The organism is Halorubrum sp. AJ67, from assembly GCF_000513435.1.
In genome coordinates, this window is record NZ_CBVY010000017.1 from 1 (window position 1) to 15808 (window position 15808).

General features: G+C 52.8%; 18 protein-coding genes. 5 read left to right on the forward strand and 13 right to left on the reverse strand.

What is annotated here, in order from left to right:
* The first annotated feature begins 221 nt into the window (after positions 1–221).
* From BN903_RS12345 to BN903_RS12355, 3 genes are all read left to right on the forward strand, one after another.
* Positions 222–1892, forward strand: coding sequence for a transposase (locus BN903_RS12345; RefSeq protein WP_048078017.1), 1671 nt, complete (start codon positions 222–224; stop codon positions 1890–1892).
* A 498-nt stretch (positions 1893–2390) separates the two neighbouring features.
* Entirely contained in the window at positions 2391–3692 is a 1302-nt protein-coding gene (locus BN903_RS12350) for a hypothetical protein (RefSeq protein WP_048078018.1), read from the forward strand.
* Positions 3693–3968: 276 nt separating this feature from the next.
* The gene (locus BN903_RS12355) at positions 3969–4400 is read left to right on the forward strand and encodes a winged helix-turn-helix domain-containing protein (RefSeq protein WP_048078019.1); all 432 of its coding nucleotides are present in this window, start codon (positions 3969–3971) and stop codon (positions 4398–4400) included.
* 12 nt (positions 4401–4412) lie between these two features.
* Here the strand turns inward: BN903_RS12355 and BN903_RS16025 are convergent, their stop codons facing one another.
* From BN903_RS16025 to BN903_RS12375, 5 genes are all read right to left on the reverse strand, one after another.
* Positions 4413–5456: a restriction endonuclease gene (locus BN903_RS16025; protein ID WP_079890657.1), complete on the reverse strand. Its 1044-nt coding sequence runs from the start codon at positions 5454–5456 to the stop codon at positions 4413–4415.
* The gene (locus BN903_RS18155) at positions 5453–6139 is read right to left on the reverse strand and encodes a hypothetical protein (protein ID WP_048078020.1); all 687 of its coding nucleotides are present in this window, start codon (positions 6137–6139) and stop codon (positions 5453–5455) included. The genes BN903_RS16025 and BN903_RS18155 overlap by 4 nt, the downstream gene beginning before the upstream one ends.
* Positions 6139–6480, reverse strand: a complete 342-nt coding sequence (locus BN903_RS12370) for a hypothetical protein (RefSeq protein ID WP_048078065.1) — start codon at positions 6478–6480, stop codon at positions 6139–6141. Before BN903_RS12370 ends, BN903_RS18155 begins: the two co-directional genes overlap by 1 nt.
* Before the next feature lie 471 nt (positions 6481–6951).
* Positions 6952–8151: a tyrosine-type recombinase/integrase gene (locus tag BN903_RS16035; RefSeq protein ID WP_079890658.1), complete on the reverse strand. Its 1200-nt coding sequence runs from the start codon at positions 8149–8151 to the stop codon at positions 6952–6954.
* Entirely contained in the window at positions 8144–8509 is a 366-nt protein-coding gene (locus BN903_RS12375) for a hypothetical protein (RefSeq protein WP_048078021.1), read from the reverse strand. Before BN903_RS12375 ends, BN903_RS16035 begins: the two co-directional genes overlap by 8 nt.
* 388 nt (positions 8510–8897) lie before the next feature.
* On the opposite strand from BN903_RS12375, the gene BN903_RS12380 reads away from it, so the two are divergent.
* Positions 8898–9188, forward strand: coding sequence for a hypothetical protein (locus tag BN903_RS12380; protein ID WP_048078022.1), 291 nt, complete (start codon positions 8898–8900; stop codon positions 9186–9188).
* A 66-nt stretch (positions 9189–9254) separates the two neighbouring features.
* Here BN903_RS12380 and BN903_RS12385 read toward each other — a convergent pair whose 3' ends face one another.
* Both BN903_RS12385 and BN903_RS12390 read right to left on the reverse strand, forming a co-directional pair.
* Positions 9255–9767, reverse strand: a complete 513-nt coding sequence (locus BN903_RS12385; protein ID WP_048078023.1) for a hypothetical protein — start codon at positions 9765–9767, stop codon at positions 9255–9257.
* Positions 9760–10602 (reverse strand): ParA family protein, encoded by an 843-nt coding sequence (locus BN903_RS12390; RefSeq protein ID WP_048078024.1) that lies wholly within the window; start codon positions 10600–10602, stop codon positions 9760–9762. The genes BN903_RS12385 and BN903_RS12390 overlap by 8 nt, the downstream gene beginning before the upstream one ends.
* A 518-nt stretch (positions 10603–11120) precedes the next feature.
* On the opposite strand from BN903_RS12390, the gene BN903_RS12395 reads away from it, so the two are divergent.
* A complete protein-coding gene (locus BN903_RS12395; protein ID WP_048078025.1) occupies positions 11121–11582 on the forward strand; it encodes a hypothetical protein in 462 nt (153 codons plus the stop codon).
* A 36-nt stretch (positions 11583–11618) separates the two neighbouring features.
* On the opposite strand, the gene BN903_RS12400 is transcribed toward BN903_RS12395, so the two are convergent.
* The 6 genes from BN903_RS12400 to BN903_RS16940 form a co-directional block, all read right to left on the reverse strand.
* On the reverse strand, positions 11619–12317 hold the full coding sequence (locus BN903_RS12400; protein WP_079890659.1) for a TIR domain-containing protein: 699 nt from the start codon (positions 12315–12317) through the stop codon (positions 11619–11621).
* Positions 12310–12711, reverse strand: coding sequence for a hypothetical protein (locus BN903_RS12405; protein WP_228841098.1), 402 nt, complete (start codon positions 12709–12711; stop codon positions 12310–12312). Before BN903_RS12405 ends, BN903_RS12400 begins: the two co-directional genes overlap by 8 nt.
* A 33-nt stretch (positions 12712–12744) precedes the next feature.
* Complete coding sequence (locus tag BN903_RS16040; RefSeq protein WP_079890660.1) at positions 12745–13236, reverse strand: TIR domain-containing protein; 492 nt, start codon at positions 13234–13236, stop codon at positions 12745–12747.
* Between the two features lie 191 nt (positions 13237–13427).
* The gene (locus tag BN903_RS18160; RefSeq protein WP_228841099.1) at positions 13428–14879 is read right to left on the reverse strand and encodes a hypothetical protein; all 1452 of its coding nucleotides are present in this window, start codon (positions 14877–14879) and stop codon (positions 13428–13430) included.
* On the reverse strand, positions 14857–15267 hold the full coding sequence (locus BN903_RS12420; protein ID WP_048078029.1) for a hypothetical protein: 411 nt from the start codon (positions 15265–15267) through the stop codon (positions 14857–14859). Before BN903_RS12420 ends, BN903_RS18160 begins: the two co-directional genes overlap by 23 nt.
* Positions 15236–15697, reverse strand: coding sequence for a hypothetical protein (locus BN903_RS16940; RefSeq protein ID WP_154018135.1), 462 nt, complete (start codon positions 15695–15697; stop codon positions 15236–15238). The genes BN903_RS12420 and BN903_RS16940 overlap by 32 nt, the downstream gene beginning before the upstream one ends.
* Between the last annotated feature and the right edge of the window lie 111 nt (positions 15698–15808).

A 15808-nucleotide genomic window follows, 5' to 3' on the forward strand; every position in this document is an offset into this window, starting at 1 on the left:
CTATAAGTATGCTGATGTGACGCTAATAATACTCATAAGTTATCAGCTACCATAGCACATATGTGCTACTCGTTCGGGGGCCGAACGTGCGAGGAGTCCGTGACCGACTCCGGTAGGTGGAGGATCTGTACTGAGCGTTCTGTGGCTCCTCTGTATTGAACACTGTTGAGTGGGTGATTCACCAAAGTAGCTTTTGTCGTCGGTTATAGTAGCGCTGTCCGATGACACCGACACAATCCTCTCGACGTGCTGTGTACCAGCGGGTCGCCCAGACATCCTACTACGACTGGCCAGCCTATCGTGCGACGCCACTCTACGACCGGAGTTCGACAGCCGGCCTTGCTGAAGATGTCCGGGTCCTCGCGGCCGTCTGGTTCGACCACGACGCCCACGACTCTATCGAAGCATTCGTCTCTCACTGGCCGCTGGCCTACGTCGAATTCGACGCTCACGATCGCTACGCTGGGAGCACGACCTACGAGATGGAGGCGCTATTCCGTGGGTTTCTCCTCAAGGAACTCTACGGGTGGGACCACGAAACGGCACTCTGCTCGTATCTGGAAGACCAACCCTCTCTCCGCCGTCGCCTCGGGTTCGAGACTCTGCCCGACCAGTCGACGCTCTGGCGGAGTTGGCACTATCGGTTCACCTCTGACCTCCGCGAGTGTATCGAAACTGCCGCGCGGACGATCCTCATCAAGGCGTCCGACGGTGGGGTCTCGGTTCCACGGACCCCACCGCGTACAATTCCGCGTCGCCAGACCGATGACGACGAGACGACCGGCCCATCTACGTTCGAGCGCAAACAACAGCTCACGAATCATGTCAGCCACCTCGTCTACCCGGCGTTTTCGCTCGACCGTGCGAATGGCTGTGCTATCCACGAGAACGCGTTTTGGAACCTTCAAACGTATCTCGGCCTTCAACAGAACCTCGCTGCCAATGAGGGCGCTCGCAGCTTCCGCTACGACACGACACGCGAGCGGACGCCCCTCGGTCATAATCATCGAGACCAGATACGATCGCTATCTATCGAGCGCATCCGTGAGATGTATCGCGAGGCTGCCCAGCGACTCGTCAATCGGACGGCCCAGATGCGAAGCCTGTACCAGCGTAGTTGTATCGCCATCGACACGACAGAAGCCGACCCGTTCACCGGTGACCGGACGGGCCACGAAGACGAGATCATCGGCACGAAAGAGAAGACCGCCGAGTACGCCTATCAGTGGGCGACCGTTCAGCTCGTCGGTGATTCCGTCCCACTGGTTCTTGACGCACGCCCCATCCGGAAGGGTGACACCCGCTTAGAGATCGTCGAGGACCTCCTCGATTCGGCAATAGAGCTCGTCGACGTTGACCGCGTGTTCATGGACCGGGAGTTCGACAGCCAGCAGATTCTCGAAGCGATAGCCGACCGGGGCGTCACGTATGTCGTACCAAAGCGGATGCACACCAGCGAGAAAGCTCAGGCCAAACGATTGCTTCAGCGCGACCAAGACCGCTACGTCACCGACCGCAAACTCCATCTGGGGAACAACGAGTGGCACGAGACGACGCTCCAGTACCGTCGAAAAAAGAACTCAGACCGGACGGATTACGGGCAGTACGCCGTGTTCATGACCAACGGCAACCCCAGCGCGATCACAGAATATGGGAAACGCTGGGACATTGAGCGCGGCTACAAGTCGATCAAGCGGTTCATGGCAGCGACAACGTCGAAAAATTTCGTACTGCGATTCTTCTATTTCGCGTTTGCGTGTCTCCTGTACTCGATCTGGCGGGGGATCGATATGCTGTTTCAGTGTGAGAAAGGTGGTGTGTACGATCGTGAACCCGTCGTAACGGCGCAGAACACGCTGACATTGCTCCGGCAGGAGACAGGGATCGGGTAGCAGCCATCTGAGACTCAGAGGGTGCCCCAGCTCGTGAGCGGCAGCGCTCTCGCGATACTCGGTCATTTTCCGAAATGGTTCGATAGGCGACACGAAGCCGCTCTCGGAGGCATCGTCCAACCGGTATCCGTGTACCGATTCAGTCGAAATCACGCATCTCACACCCGCTAAACCCGCTATAGTCTCAACTTCCAACCAAATAATTTTCATATAGCATTATTCAATTTATGAGAGTGTTGGACTCATTAGATGGCCTCATCAGATTCTCTATCCCGGTTTCTCGGCTTCCTGCTCAAACAAACGGGGAGAACTATTGGCCAATAAGTTACTTTGTCTTATCTCGGTAAGACGGAGTAAACTCTTAGTGACCCCCACCCGTGGCCCCAACCAAGGCAGACTCAGAATTATGGCCGACGCTTCCCGACACAGTCGCTCCAGCCGGATCGCGGTGTCTACAGCAGTGATCCGACGGCACAACCCCCACACTCTGGAGGCCCAATGACGGCCCGTCGCTCTGTCGAGACGCCGATCGAGGACACGTTCACGAAATATCTCACGGACAAGGGGAAAGGTGACGCCGGCGAGGAGGGCGCGTACCGAGCGGATGCCGATCGTGAGCTCCATCGATTCCGACGCTGGTGTCTCGGCAAGACGGCCGACCCGGCGAACGCCACGCCGCCGGAGTCGTGGGCGGGTGTCGTCGACGACGACACCGTCCGGTTCGTGGACCTCGACACGACGGTCTTCTCCGACTACGCACGGTACCTCTCGACCGCCGGGTACGCCGCCGGGACCGTGCTCACCTACTACGCCCACGTCGCGTCGTGGTGTGGTTGGGCGCACGCCCAAGGCTATCTCCCACGGCACTACGCCCGAGAATCGGACGCCGAAGACCCACTTCCTGAAAACGACGGCCGACGTCCAGGTGATCAGCAGGCGTGGGAACCGCTCCATCGCGACCTGATCACGCAGTTCGTCGATCGGCGGGTCTCTGAAACGTTCGACGAACTCGGTGCGATCGAAGTTCCCCACGCCGACCGGGGCGACCCCGAGAGCGAGACGTGGCAAGCCAAACAGCAGGCGCGGTTCAAAGCGTACCAGCGGTGTCGTGAGCAGGCGCTCGTGTACGTCGTCGCCTACACCGGCCTGCGCGGCTCGGAGTTCCTTTCCGCGCCGAAGGAGGACCGCGAGGGCCGCAACGGAATCCGCTGGCGTGACGTGTCGTTCGCGGACAGCAGCGTCACCGTGTTCCGGAAGAGCCGCGAGTGGAAGGAGGCATCGCTCCCAGAGCCGGTCATCACGCCGCTGAAGCGATACGCTGAGGTGCTGGACGTACCGGAATCGTGGCCGGTGTTCACGACGCTCCACCGGCCGTCGCTCGCCTCACACGTCACCGAGGGACTCGCCGATGCCGGCCTCGACGATGATGAGATCGAGCGCGTCCGGGCAGGTGCTCCCGACCTGATCGTCGCAGCCGAACATGACCTCAACGCGCCGAAACCACTCACCACCGATGGTGCGCGGTCGATCATGGAGCGGCTCTGGAACGACGATGCGCTCGCAGAGCGCCGCGATGAACTGGACCTCTCACTCGATGGCGATTACCTCGAACTCCACGGCGGCCGGCGGGGGGTTGGTGAGGTTCTCGTTCGACAGTTTGGCTACGCCGCTGCAGCCCGGTATCTCGACAATAGTGAGGAACAGGTCCGTGATGCGTACCAGCACATCGAGGCGGCCGAACGCGCCGATATGGCGACCGAGGCGTTCTCACAGACCGACCAGCGGGTCAGTGACCAGTAGCTGTACCAACTACCCTTCGGTACAATCCGGCGCTCGACGATTAGTTCGCGCTGGCAACAGCTGAGCACGTCGACGCGACGCCCTTGGTTGGAGGAAACGACGATTACGACGGCGTCGCCGAGTTCCCGATCGAACGATTCCGGGACGGTTCCGCGTAGGTACCTCGCTTACCCACCGCTTCCAAAAGACGGTATCAGCTCACACGGTCCCCCGTTTCAGCACAATAGCACAGAGCATGCCAGCACACACTTACAGTAGCACAGATAATCTGTAACCATGACAATGGACATCGAAGAGTTCGAGAGAGTAGAAGACGGAGGGAGCGACCTCTCCACCAGCGAGGCAATTGTGAAGTTCCTCCTTGAGAATAGCGAGCAAGCATGGAAGCGTGGTGAGATAGCTGAGAAGATCAACCGTGATCCGAACACCGTCGGAACGAACCTGAGTCGGTTGAAAGAGCGAGGTCTTGTTCGCCATCGCAAGAACCATTGGGCGATCACAGACAACCACCACCAGCTCGTCGAAGCGGTCCGGTTCTCGAATACACTCTCGACACTCAACGAGACGGTTGGCCCGCTCATCGAGAGTGAGGAGGAGGCAAAAGCGTGGAGCAATGCCCAGCCAGAACGGACTCATCGGAGCGTTAGTGATGGCGATGAAGCCGCTGAAACCATCGAGAATGGGGTGGACAACGGCGACGACGAATGACCTCAAGCCCGCTTAGCGCCCAGCAGCTGGATGGGTATCGTCATCGCGATCCTCATCGACCGGTTTGTACTCTGCACCCATGCCGACTGGCGTGAAGCCGGGCACATAGCTGAAGCGTTTCCCAGGCTCGCGTTGGAACATTAGCGGGAGCATCCCCCGATCGTCTCGTGCCCCGTAATGAGGGGGCCACTTGTTGAGTTCAGCCGTCGGCTTGTACACCTGCGGCCCAGGAAGCGTTGGGCGTTCCAGATCGTCGAGGTCGAACATCCGAACCTCGAAGTGGCGGGCAAGTTCCTCAGCGTCAGCTGTGAGATCAGTTGTATGACACAGAACCGGCATTGCCCGGCAGGCAAAAGCGATCGTACACAGCCGGAAGATCGTCGACGGCGTGATCGTATCGCTCGTCCAGTCTTTACACTGCGCAACAAGCCAATCCGTCGGCTGTTGTTGTTTGGGCTTTCGCTTGGCGACGACATCGACCTCGAGACCGAACAGATGCTGGCGTGTCTCTGCTCGATACCCCCACCGTTTCAACGCTCGGTGGAGTTGATACTCAAGCCATCGCCCATCGGCAATCCCACGGCCAGCAACGTCCGCATAGACATACCGATGACTGGAGAGTTGTTCAGGCAGCGTGGAGTCATCGGTAGATCCCTCAGAAAGTGCGTCCTGAAGGATGACGATATGGTCTCGAATCGTTTTGAGTGTTTGCTCGATCGAATACTCTTGTGAGGAGTGGTCGTATCCCTGAATAGAGAAATCCTCAAGCAACCGATCGAGACGCAGTTCGATGTGATACAGTGCCTGATCAGAGTCGTCCCACGTCACCACCTCTTGATCGACTTGGGAAGGGGTATGCTCTGTATCCGCAAGCTGCCGTCGGACTCCTTTGAGCGGATAGAGCGCGAGGGACAACCGCCGCCGTACGGTAACGTCTTGGACGGCCGTAAGTGTCTCTTCCTCGGAGAGAGCATCTCGGAGCGCCTCCATCGCGTCGATGAGCTGGGTGAGCTCACGGGCAAACCCCGGTGGAAGCGAGAGTGGTTCGTCCGTCATTGAGAGAGCGGGCTGGGAGTGAATTCGTGGCGTGTCAGTCCAGTTTCTGAGAGCGGTTGGAGCGTTGGCTGCCCGTGGGTGCGAAGATGATGATAGAACTCGTCTGTCGTCGCCGGATACCACTGTGGGCTATCGCGCTCGCGGTAGCGGAGTTCACCGTTGACGGAGACGGCCACACCCTGTTCGGTTGTGGCCGTCGCAGCGAACACGAGCGCTGGCGGATCCGGACGCCTCCAACTGTCACGGATCCACTCAAGCATCGTTTCGATCGGTGTGGGATCGACTGGGACAGGGTACCGTGCGACCGCTGGCGCGCGGATCGCGACATCCTCAACGGGATCGCTACCACAGGAGCGCCACTCCGCACCAGTCCACTCGAGTTCACGGCGTGTCCAGGACTCGCCAGTGGTGTTGGGTTCGAAGCGGAGGCGACGCGGTGGCGCACTGGGTGGGTTCCACTGAAGCAGACACGCACCGTTGTTGGCGAGGGTAGCGTCATCCCGACGGCGACGAGACGCGAACAGTGCGGCGTCGATCTGTGCCCGTGCCCGCCGCAGAGTTGCAAGTGGATCGCCGCCCGGCATTGAAACGACGTCGTCAGTGTCGTTGACTGCCTCGAACAACCGGTGGAAATTGGAGTCGATCTCTCTGAGGGTCTCCAATTCATGCTGGTAGTCAGCCATTAGGCGTCCTCCGAGTCCGGCTTGTAACAGGCGGTCTGAAGCCGGCGGATGTATTCTGCAAGCGGCTCGGTCGCGTCCGTCGGAGAGACAGTCTTCGATCGGTCATCAAACTCGACTGCGCCACACTCATCAAGGGTCTCAAGATGAGATTGGGTCAGCGAGATGTAGACCGAGGTGCGTTTGTCGCTACCAATTTTACTGGGATCAACCGCGTTCTCGATGGCAGCGATTTCGACGGCCAGATTACCAGCAGGAATCGTTCTATGTGATTGCGAGAGTGAGAGCAGGACACGGCGTCGACGACTGTTTGAGATTGCGTTAAAGGCACTATCTGGATCCATTGGGATGGCGAACGAGGCCGGATCGTCGGTCACTTAGACCGCCCCACAATGATTGTTTGGCCGATGTTCCGCTGGCTACGGTTTGGTAGACTACTGAAACTGGGCTGTGCGACGTGGTGTGTCAGTAGGTCAGTGTTGAGTGAGGTACTCTGGAAAACAGAGTTATCACTCCTGACCCTGTTTGGGTTGGTTGCTGTCATTGGATGGCAGCACGACTCCTCCGGCGTTCTAGCGCCGGAGGTTCTGTCAGGAATCGTGCGTGAATCGAAGAGGGTTGGTTGTGACTTTTATATGAGTGTCACAAGTCGAGGAACTGTTATAAGGCCATTTTAGCGGCTAAAACGTCGATATTAGCATGTATTCTTAATCACCTCTTAAATACCATACCACCTCTAATGATGGTTAAAAACAAATTTTTAGAATTGTAATATTTTTTAATTTATTTAGTTAGCTATCACAAATTATCGGGTTTCAATCATAGAATTTGGGGCAGACTTGGAGGTAGCGTTTGACTCGATCATCAGACCAGTGAGTGTAGTTATCCATCGTGTCTTCCTCGTCTCCGCGGATAAGCTTCGTAGTCGTTGAATGTCCCCCCGCTCCGGCCGCCTCAAGTCGTTGGTCGATTACGGATGTCGACCAGTGGCGGAAGTAGTGTGGGTTAATATTATCGTCGTCGTAGGGTTCGTACCAGTATCCAAGATCCTCGGAATGTTCTCTGAGTTTCTTCTGTAATGTTTGTGCGTGAATCCGTTCACCCCAATTTCGGAAGAGACTGACGAATAGTGGCGTATTTGATTCCAAGGGCCCAGGATGAATTACAAGCCATCGGAGTAGGAGGTCACATAGTTCGTTATCGATAGGAATCGTGCGATCAACGCTTGTTTTGTTCGATGATTTCGGTACCCGCTGTCGTTCTTCCCACAGTTTTCCTTCTTCTGGTTTACTCGAAATGTATATGAAAGGTCGATCTTTGTGCCGAAGCTCTCGATGGACCTTCCAATCACAGGCCGGATGATCAAGGTAAACATCCTGTAAATCAAGGTTGTGGGTAACTCCCCTTCGAATAGTTGTTTTCGCCATCAGCGCAGTAAGTGATTCAAAAAGTGGATGAGAAAACGACCGGATGTACTCACCCATCTCGTCAACGCTGATAATCTCTGGGTTACGGGATGATTTGCTCCCAATAATCTTGTCACCGCCTTCGTTGAGCGCCAGCTCAATCGGATTCCCGGTGGATGTAAACCAAGAATGGCCTCGGTTCAGTGTGAACTCATAGAACTGCCGTATGGCTTTTACGTGCGATACTTCAGAACCTCCACCATAGCGTGGACAAGCTGAGAGTGCTTGGAAGTAATTATGTGCCTCATCAATAGATAGGTTCTCTGGTCGGAGATCTCCTCCAGTGGTCCAATTTACTTCACTTTCGTGCTGGATCACTTCCTCTCTCCATTTGTTACGCTTCTCTGCGATTTCGTGCTCGTCATCCTCATTATATATAACCCATGAGAGTTCGTCATTAAGCCAACGGCGGAAGAAATCAACTCTCAACCTTATCTGTCGTCGCGTCGAATCTGCTGAATGACCGTGACGTTTTGTGACAAACCAATCTATGGGAGGTTCATCAGGGCTACTGCCGTGTTGAACCGTACCGTAATCATCATCACTCATCGATCTTGAATTCGAAGCCGTTCTTTTCTACTGGCAAGTCATCTTGTTGGGCAAGTTCAAGAAGTCGGTCAGATATCTGCTGTTGAAGGCCGTTATTGAGTATTTCGTCGAGTTCAGCATAGTTGTCATCCAGTGCTTCGAAAATGAGTTTATCCAGATCATTTTGTTCTCCATTACCGTGCTGGGATGTGGAATCGTCCAACGTGCGGGGATCAAGGGCAGCGATGTTTGATTCGCCCGCTGAAACCATTACGCGGATGTACTCAGACGCACCGCTGTATTCCTCTGCGTTCTGTGCCCGCTCCATCATCTCCTTAGGAAAGGACACATAGGTTTGGGTGTACTTCGAATCTGTCATAGGTTTGCCAGGGTTGTTATACAACCCTAGTTGATATACAGAATTGGGCTTGATCGTTATAGTTGTTATTCCACTAAGAACTAAAGAGATAAAGAAGGAGTGTTGAGCCGCTCATTTTCATACAATCTCTATTTCTATATTTGCTTATTTCTAAAAACCGCAGGACAGCAGAGACATATAGATATCGAAAGCACATCCAATCTCGAATTCTAACGGGAGATAGAAATTATAGTTTGTAATCCGGGGCAAATCAATCCAACTCATCTAAAACAATTCTAATTGAATTAAGCTGAATTAGAATAGTCATATATATTATATAAAAACATAATAATTCTGATTGATATTTGGATCCGTTAATCATATAATATATCTTGTAGTAGTTTGACTCATGGGCGACAGCGAAACAACCCTTCTCCGAATGAACGAACAAGGTGTTACAACAATTCCTTCAGAGGTCCGTGAAGTACTCGACATCGACGGTAAGCGTGCGATCCTCAGGGTCAAGGATATCGAAGTGGCCAAAGTAACGGAAGACCCCACCTCTGAATCAGAACCAGAAGCTAAAGACGACGGTAACAAGATGCCGAATGATGTCGGAGACCGGGGTCATATAGGTGCAAAACCGTTAATCGCGGGACTAGGCCTCATTATTATATTCTTCTTGATAACTCTACTCTGATCAATCCGTCTCCTCAAAGGATTCTAGATCACCCTGCGACGTAGGTTGGTATTATATTTCAGAGAGTTAGCCGTTGAGACCGAGCTCTGCCTCGATAGTCGTCTCGTTGATCGCTGCCCGCACCAACGCCGGATAGAACCGCTCATTCTTCGGCAGCTGTTCGCCATGCTCACGCTGCCATTCAACGTTGACCTCTGAGTACCGGATGTCGAGATCGTCAACGACGTCGTCAGGGAGATAGATCGTCCGCCCATTCCAGTCTTCGCGCAGCACGAATCCTTCATCACCCGGTCCAAGCGTGTCAGTCGTTTCTGGCGTTTCGATCGTTTCGGACGTTTCAGTCGTTGTCGTCGCCTCGGTCGTTTCAGTCATTTCCGATGATGGCGTGGAGGTCTCTTCAGTCGTATCGATCGTTTCAGTCGTTTCGGCCGTTTCTGTTGTGTCAGTCGTTTCGTCCGTTTCAGTCGTGTCGGTTGTGTCAGTCGCCTCAGTCGTCGCACCGAAACGGTCAGCGATACCACCCATCTTCTCGCCGGTCTTGCCCAGCTCCTCGCTGGCGTCGTCGTTGTCGTCACTCATGTGCTTCCCTCACAAGTTCTGTCTCGACGAGTGCTGCGACGTCCGCGAGGACTTCGGCCATGTCGCTGTCGAGTTCATCGGCCGCAAAGATGGAGCGCTCCTGGGCGGCGATCGCCCGCTGAAGATCGACTCGCTTGTACACGTCGAACACTGGAATCTTGAGTCCGTCTTCAAACTCGGAGTGCAACTGCTCAAGCATGGCGTCGGCCTGTTTGTTATGCTCGACGCGGTTCGCGATGATACCGAGAATTCGTACCGTTCCGAAGTACTCTCGAACGCTGTCAATCTGCTTCTGGAGTCGATCAAGGCCCTGGACAGAGAGGGCCTCTGCGTAGGCAGGAATCAACACACCATCGCTGGCAACCAACGCGTTGTCCGTGAGCACGTTGATGCTCGGCATGTTGTCGACGAGAACAACATCATACCCGGTTGCGAGCTCGTCGAGAACCATCTTCAGCCGTTCTCGAGCGCGGGGTTCGCCATTGAGTTCGCCGCCAGTGCGATCGACCATCCGCTCGTTCGCGGGGAGGAGATCAAACTCCTCGCCAGTGATGATGATGTCGTCGACGTCGTCTGCGCGGCTGGGATCGAGCAGCAGCTCGTGGAGCGACACCTCTCGGTCAAGGTCGCTGTACGCCTCGTCGTAGCCGAGGATCGACGTGAGTGCCCCCTCAGGGGCAAGGTCGACTACGAGGACATCAAGCCCACGGTCGGCGAGTGCGCCGGCGACGTGGATTGTAAGCGTCGTTTTTCCAACCCCTCCTTTCTGGTTGAGCATCGCCACGATCGCCGGAGGCGTTTCGATCGTTTCAGCCGTTTCAGCCGTTTCAGTCATGTAGTGAAACGAGAGAAACGCGATCGTTATAATACTATGTCAGACAGGTATTGCCTGAGTAGAGCAGGCTCCACGAACACTCCTTACTGTTTCACTGTAACTGAAATTAGAAACAGTTGTGTCGCGTATCTCAAACCGCGCCAACGGCGACATCGTCTAGGACTTCCCCTCGATCGGAGACCTCCTTGAGGAGACACAGCTCGTGAGAGGCTTCGCATTCACCTCCGTGAAGCTCGGCGGACGACCAATCACCAATCATGGAAGCACAGCTCACACCCCACTGAATGCTTGAACGACCTGCCGCCGACACCCCCAACGGGAATGTCCCGTCTGTAGAAAAGTCGGGCTGCCAGAGCGAATCCAGCAATATGGATGTGGACTGAAGCGATAGAAAACATCGGTTTTTGCCAACACAATAGAGTAAGGAATGCCCTACATATCCTTCGCTACATCCGAGACGACAACAAAGATGAAACCTCACCCGGATTCTTATTTTAGTTGAAAACACAGTTGCGGCTATGAGCAAATCAAAAGCTGTAGATACTCTTCTCCAAGAGTGGCGTGAGAAAGCTAATGTGCTGAAAGACAGGCCAGAAGAGATCAAGGAACAGCAGGATAGCTTCTACAAGGGAAGTTGGGATGCAGCCCGTGAACGCGCCGAACCAGAGCTAAGACGGAAGGCAATACAAGCTTGTATCGACGATCTTGAAGAGAGCACCACAACTGACGATATGCTAGAAGCGTTGGCAGATTGGCGGAAGGAAGCCGACAAACTTGATAAGAGGATATATGATTCTCAAGAGTGGTTCCGGTCAAACATCACCAGGCATCAACTCGAAAAGTGTATCGAAGAGTTCGAGAAAGCGTTCCCCGACGACAACTTTAATGAGTGCTTTCGGTGTGGTTCTCTACAATTGCCGGTCAGTGATAAGAGGCGTAACAAGGGGTTCCGGTGGGAATGTGAGGAGTGCGGATATTAGCCTTTCATCAGGTACTCGCGAAAACCACGTCCTGGTCTAGAACTCGTGCTTTGAGAACGGGTCAGATTGGTCATTCTGCTGTTGGAGCTGTGAGAGGTCAATCGTCTCCCGTAAGTTGATATCGGTGTATTTGTCAATTAGAATGGCGATGATGATGAGGACGAAAATAACAGTTCCTGCGTCTGGATTGAGTCCTTCACTGATCGTCTCCCGGCGTCGGACCGAGTTCTGCTGATCACGGGAAAGACTCTCAGCGGTCTGTGCTGCCTCCTCAGCCCACTTGCCGATGTTCTCTCTGCCGTTGTCTCGTTTCCAGTCGTAGGTGGGAAAAATAGTGGATAGCGTACGCACCTTGTCACCCTCCTCAACAACGAACTTTTTCAACGGGTTTGTCCCGCTGAAGTCAGTGTTCGATTCTTTGTCATTAAGAGAGTGTATTTTTACACCGACGATACCGTTCCCTCTTTCGATGCTTTTCTTGATTTCGTAGTGAATCCAATCCCTCTCCGCAGTCTCATTACCGATTAGCACGACTGTGACAGATGTTCCCTGGAGTTGTTCGTTAATCCAATGGCGAATTTTTTCGTCAGTTGCCTGTTTGATCGTCTCCTGCTCTGCAGCATCGAAGAATCCAGCCGCTTCACGGTCTTTGCTGGTCACCCAGCTATGCCGAACCTGGTTCGCTCGCCAGACATCTCGGCCGTAGTGGAAACTGAAGAAGACTCTTCTAGCCAAAGATGGTTCCTCCGTTGATACAGATCAGGATTACTGTGTAGACAATCAGTAGCCCTCCGATGGTACCGTAGAACGTGAGCATGGATTTTGTGGCCATCAGCTGTACTGTTCCATCGACATCGTCCTCAAACCGGGATGGATCCATGTCGAATAGGTAGTCGTCAGTATCGTCCCGGTTAAGCCGGACCCAGTCGAATAGTTTCCGGAATTTCCGCTCCTGTCTCAGGTAATAGGCGTCGAGGTACCAGAATCCAATGAGAGGAATGAAAGCGGCGAATAGTTGGAAGTTATTCGTCCGGAATAGAAGTGCGACAACCACCAAGGTAACTGTCCAGCCCTTAATTTTGAATGAGTTGGATGCCTGCCTATCGATAATGTTCTGTATGTGCTCCAATTCTTGGTGGAAGCCATTATCAGACGACATAGATTACCGGTCTGCTAATTGAGCAGCTTTCTCAACCCAACCTCCGAGATTGTTATAGCCGTCGTCGCGTTTCCAATGATAGGTCTCAAAGATGTCAGAGAGATACTTCTTCCGTCCTTTTTCGGTGATATGCCACTTATCAAGCGGATTTTTCCCATTTCGAGCGGTTCTTCCGTTCTTGTCTTCGATATTATGGATGTAGATACCGAGCAGGCCGTTACCCTGGTTGTAGCTTTTTTCAATTTCGCGGTTTACCCAATCACGGTTGTAGGTTTCACTGCCGATCAAGACGACAGTGACGGAAGTGTTGTGAATCTGCTCATCGATCCATCGTTCGATTGCATCTTCTCCCCCTCGCTTGATTTCTTCCCATTCAGCAGCATCAATATACCCTGCTCCCTCTCGGTTGTCGTGGGTCACCCAACTGTTCCGTACCGGATTGGTTCGCCAATGATCGCGCTCGTAGTGAAAGCTGAAAAATACTCTCCTGACCATGACTGTTCCCTTGATTTAGATATAATTTCCAACTGGCATATATCTACGGTTTTAAACATCCCCATTGACTACACACCATTTCATATTTACTATTATCTGACAAACATCTAAAACGCGTCTTTGAGAAGTGGTGCTCGATCTGATTCTCGAACGGTATGGCTCAGAAATATCGGATATTTATTGCCCACAAGCTAACTTAGGCTGACGAGTTCCCCCTCGTCTAAGGAAAGAAACTCTGTAACGTAGTCTTCCAGCGTCGGGTTTTCAGCGGCGAAGAACTCAACAGTCCGGAACATCTCTTTACTAAACCGCTCATAGAGCCCGTAGATATCAGGGTCAAGAAGCTCAGGGTTGGATGACACAAGTTCTTTTTGCGTCGAAGTCTGGATACGGTACGCGAACGAAAGTTGAGCGTTCAAGCCCAACAAAAACACCGACAAACTGGACTGTCGATTCTGATCGGATTGAGCAATCGTTTTTGTACTCACGGTTGAGAAGTCAAGATCGATGAAATGGTTCTTGTCTAATAGCAACCTGTCTGGCTGTATATCGTGTTCGCTGTTCACTAGACCAATGATACGGATAAGACAAGGAATACACTCGCCGCAGTTATAGGGGTGTCCCACAGCGTCCTTTCCTTGTGACAATTCACGTGGATGTGGACAAGTTCGAGTAAAGAAAATATCCTCTTTATTTGGGATACAGTTGACCACTTCTCCCTTTGTGTAATTAATGAAGGGATTGCTGATTTTCACTTGACGGTCCGGTAATAGTTCCTCAAAAATTCTGTTCAAGCTTTTAATGAACAATGGGTGTACTGTACGAGTCGTTGTCCAGCCAGTTTCCAACGAGGAGAAACGCGACAGGACACCATTCTCGGGAACATAGATATCATCAACATCGAGTGCTACCGCGACAGCGGCGGCGAAAGCAAAGTACATGAATGACCGAGTAAACTGCGTATTTTCATAGGCAGAGAACCCCTCGTCGACACCTATTGAGGTCAGATTAGCATCAAAGAGATGGTCAAAATTCCGCACTAGATGGCCGACGTTTCGGCCATGATCCACGCTGACAAAATGTGGATTGTGCCCTTCATCAGCGAGATGAAATCGTCCACCCAAACTATCTAATCCGCCTGAAAAGAGTGCGACAGAATCAGCCTCAGGCAGTTGACCACGAGGCATACCATCGTTCTCATTAACAGACTGATTCTCGTCTATAGCATCAATGAAACGATACTGGAAGTTGTCACGCGAGATGAAGCTAACAGCGTGGTTCAATTCAGACTCTAGTGGTTGCCATTTCTTTACGTCGACAACAGGGTACAGGATCTGAATCTGCCGTGATTTCAGCATTTCCTCGCCGTCATCCTTCGCACCAGTAGGCCCTCGCTTCACCAAACGGTCCGCAGCATACGTACCGAGTGCGAGCTCAACCAACGCCGTGACTGTTGGAGGAGGGCTTTGTCCGAACAAGTTGCTGAGAACCTTCTTCTCATACTTAATTAGACGACTGCCTTCCGTTTCAGTCTTAGTTCGGTAATCGTCGATGACAATCGTGTAGTCCGAGTCTGCTTCGCTAAGATTCGATCCAGTTCCGGACTTAATCAGGAATCGCTTAGTTCCCTTCAAGATCTTCATCCCCCCATGTCTTAATCATCTCGTGCATGGTATTCCGAATCATCTCCTCTACATCCTCGTGTTCTAGTAGCTCCACATCGACATCTTCGAAAATTGGAGCCAGTTCCGGCTGGTCCTGTATTTTTTCGACGAGCTCATCTGCCCGATTAGCACACTGATCTCGTAGTTGCTCTTCAAATTCTTCTATCTCTTGATCAGTCTCGACGTTTTGGCTGAAGTGGAGTTGGAGGGCGGAGTCTGACTCAGGATCGTTTGTAGCTGCTTCAATCTCTTTGTTGAGCAGTTGAAACAGATACTCCCGAAGATACACACGGAAGAATCCTTCAACACCATGCGCCTCTACAAACTCGTCAATGTTATTTTGAATCTCGGTGTCGTTCAAGAGCATCAGCTCCTTCAGTCATGATGTCACCCATCGCACTCTCCATTGCTCGTTCTGCGGACCCTGAGAAGGCCCGGTCTGTGCCTTGAGATCCCTCTGCAAGTCCCCGCGTGGCCGCTTCTTTTGAAGTTTGCTCAATGACAGCTTCAGAGGCACCAGCTGCAACGACCTCCTTTACCACTGAGGAACCGATATCCTTGGTAGCGGACTCAATACCGTTCTGGTGGCTTTTGATAATGAATTCAGAGCCATATCGGACCGCTAAGTAAGCTGGAACTTTAGCTGCGCCGTTCGGTTGAGCAGCCAGAATCATCTTGAAATAGATTTCACTGGCCTTGGCGGCATCTTTATCACCCGCAGCACCAGCTAAATCACGTTTCGCATTTTCATAGTCAGCGTTGGAGGCCCCGGATCGGTTCCGGGTTGCTGTTCCCATACTATCATATTGACAGTCTGTATTATAATACTAATTGACTTTCGCGTCTCCACAGTTGGTTCATGAGAATTGACCGCCATTGATGTAGAGATACTTTGAGGGATGACCGAT

What these genes read in the sequence shown, in the direction of transcription:
- BN903_RS12345 (WP_048078017.1), top strand. Translation starts at nt 222, where the DNA reads ATGACACCGACACAATCCTCTCGACGTGCTGTGTACCAGCGGGTCGCC.
- BN903_RS12350 (WP_048078018.1), top strand. Translation starts at nt 2,391, where the DNA reads ATGACGGCCCGTCGCTCTGTCGAGACGCCGATCGAGGACACGTTCACG.
- BN903_RS12355 (WP_048078019.1), top strand. Translation starts at nt 3,969, where the DNA reads ATGACAATGGACATCGAAGAGTTCGAGAGAGTAGAAGACGGAGGGAGC.
- BN903_RS16025 (WP_079890657.1), bottom strand. Translation starts at nt 5,456, where the DNA reads ATGACGGACGAACCACTCTCGCTTCCACCGGGGTTTGCCCGTGAGCTC.
- BN903_RS18155 (WP_048078020.1), bottom strand. Translation starts at nt 6,139, where the DNA reads ATGGCTGACTACCAGCATGAATTGGAGACCCTCAGAGAGATCGACTCC.
- BN903_RS12370 (WP_048078065.1), bottom strand. Translation starts at nt 6,480, where the DNA reads ATGGATCCAGATAGTGCCTTTAACGCAATCTCAAACAGTCGTCGACGC.
- BN903_RS16035 (WP_079890658.1), bottom strand. Translation starts at nt 8,151, where the DNA reads ATGAGTGATGATGATTACGGTACGGTTCAACACGGCAGTAGCCCTGAT.
- BN903_RS12375 (WP_048078021.1), bottom strand. Translation starts at nt 8,509, where the DNA reads ATGACAGATTCGAAGTACACCCAAACCTATGTGTCCTTTCCTAAGGAG.
- BN903_RS12380 (WP_048078022.1), top strand. Translation starts at nt 8,898, where the DNA reads ATGGGCGACAGCGAAACAACCCTTCTCCGAATGAACGAACAAGGTGTT.
- BN903_RS12385 (WP_048078023.1), bottom strand. Translation starts at nt 9,767, where the DNA reads ATGAGTGACGACAACGACGACGCCAGCGAGGAGCTGGGCAAGACCGGC.
- BN903_RS12390 (WP_048078024.1), bottom strand. Translation starts at nt 10,602, where the DNA reads ATGACTGAAACGGCTGAAACGGCTGAAACGATCGAAACGCCTCCGGCG.
- BN903_RS12395 (WP_048078025.1), top strand. Translation starts at nt 11,121, where the DNA reads ATGAGCAAATCAAAAGCTGTAGATACTCTTCTCCAAGAGTGGCGTGAG.
- BN903_RS16040 (WP_079890660.1), bottom strand. Translation starts at nt 13,236, where the DNA reads ATGGTCAGGAGAGTATTTTTCAGCTTTCACTACGAGCGCGATCATTGG.
- BN903_RS18160 (WP_228841099.1), bottom strand. Translation starts at nt 14,879, where the DNA reads ATGAAGATCTTGAAGGGAACTAAGCGATTCCTGATTAAGTCCGGAACT.
- BN903_RS12420 (WP_048078029.1), bottom strand. Translation starts at nt 15,267, where the DNA reads ATGCTCTTGAACGACACCGAGATTCAAAATAACATTGACGAGTTTGTA.
- BN903_RS16940 (WP_154018135.1), bottom strand. Translation starts at nt 15,697, where the DNA reads ATGGGAACAGCAACCCGGAACCGATCCGGGGCCTCCAACGCTGACTAT.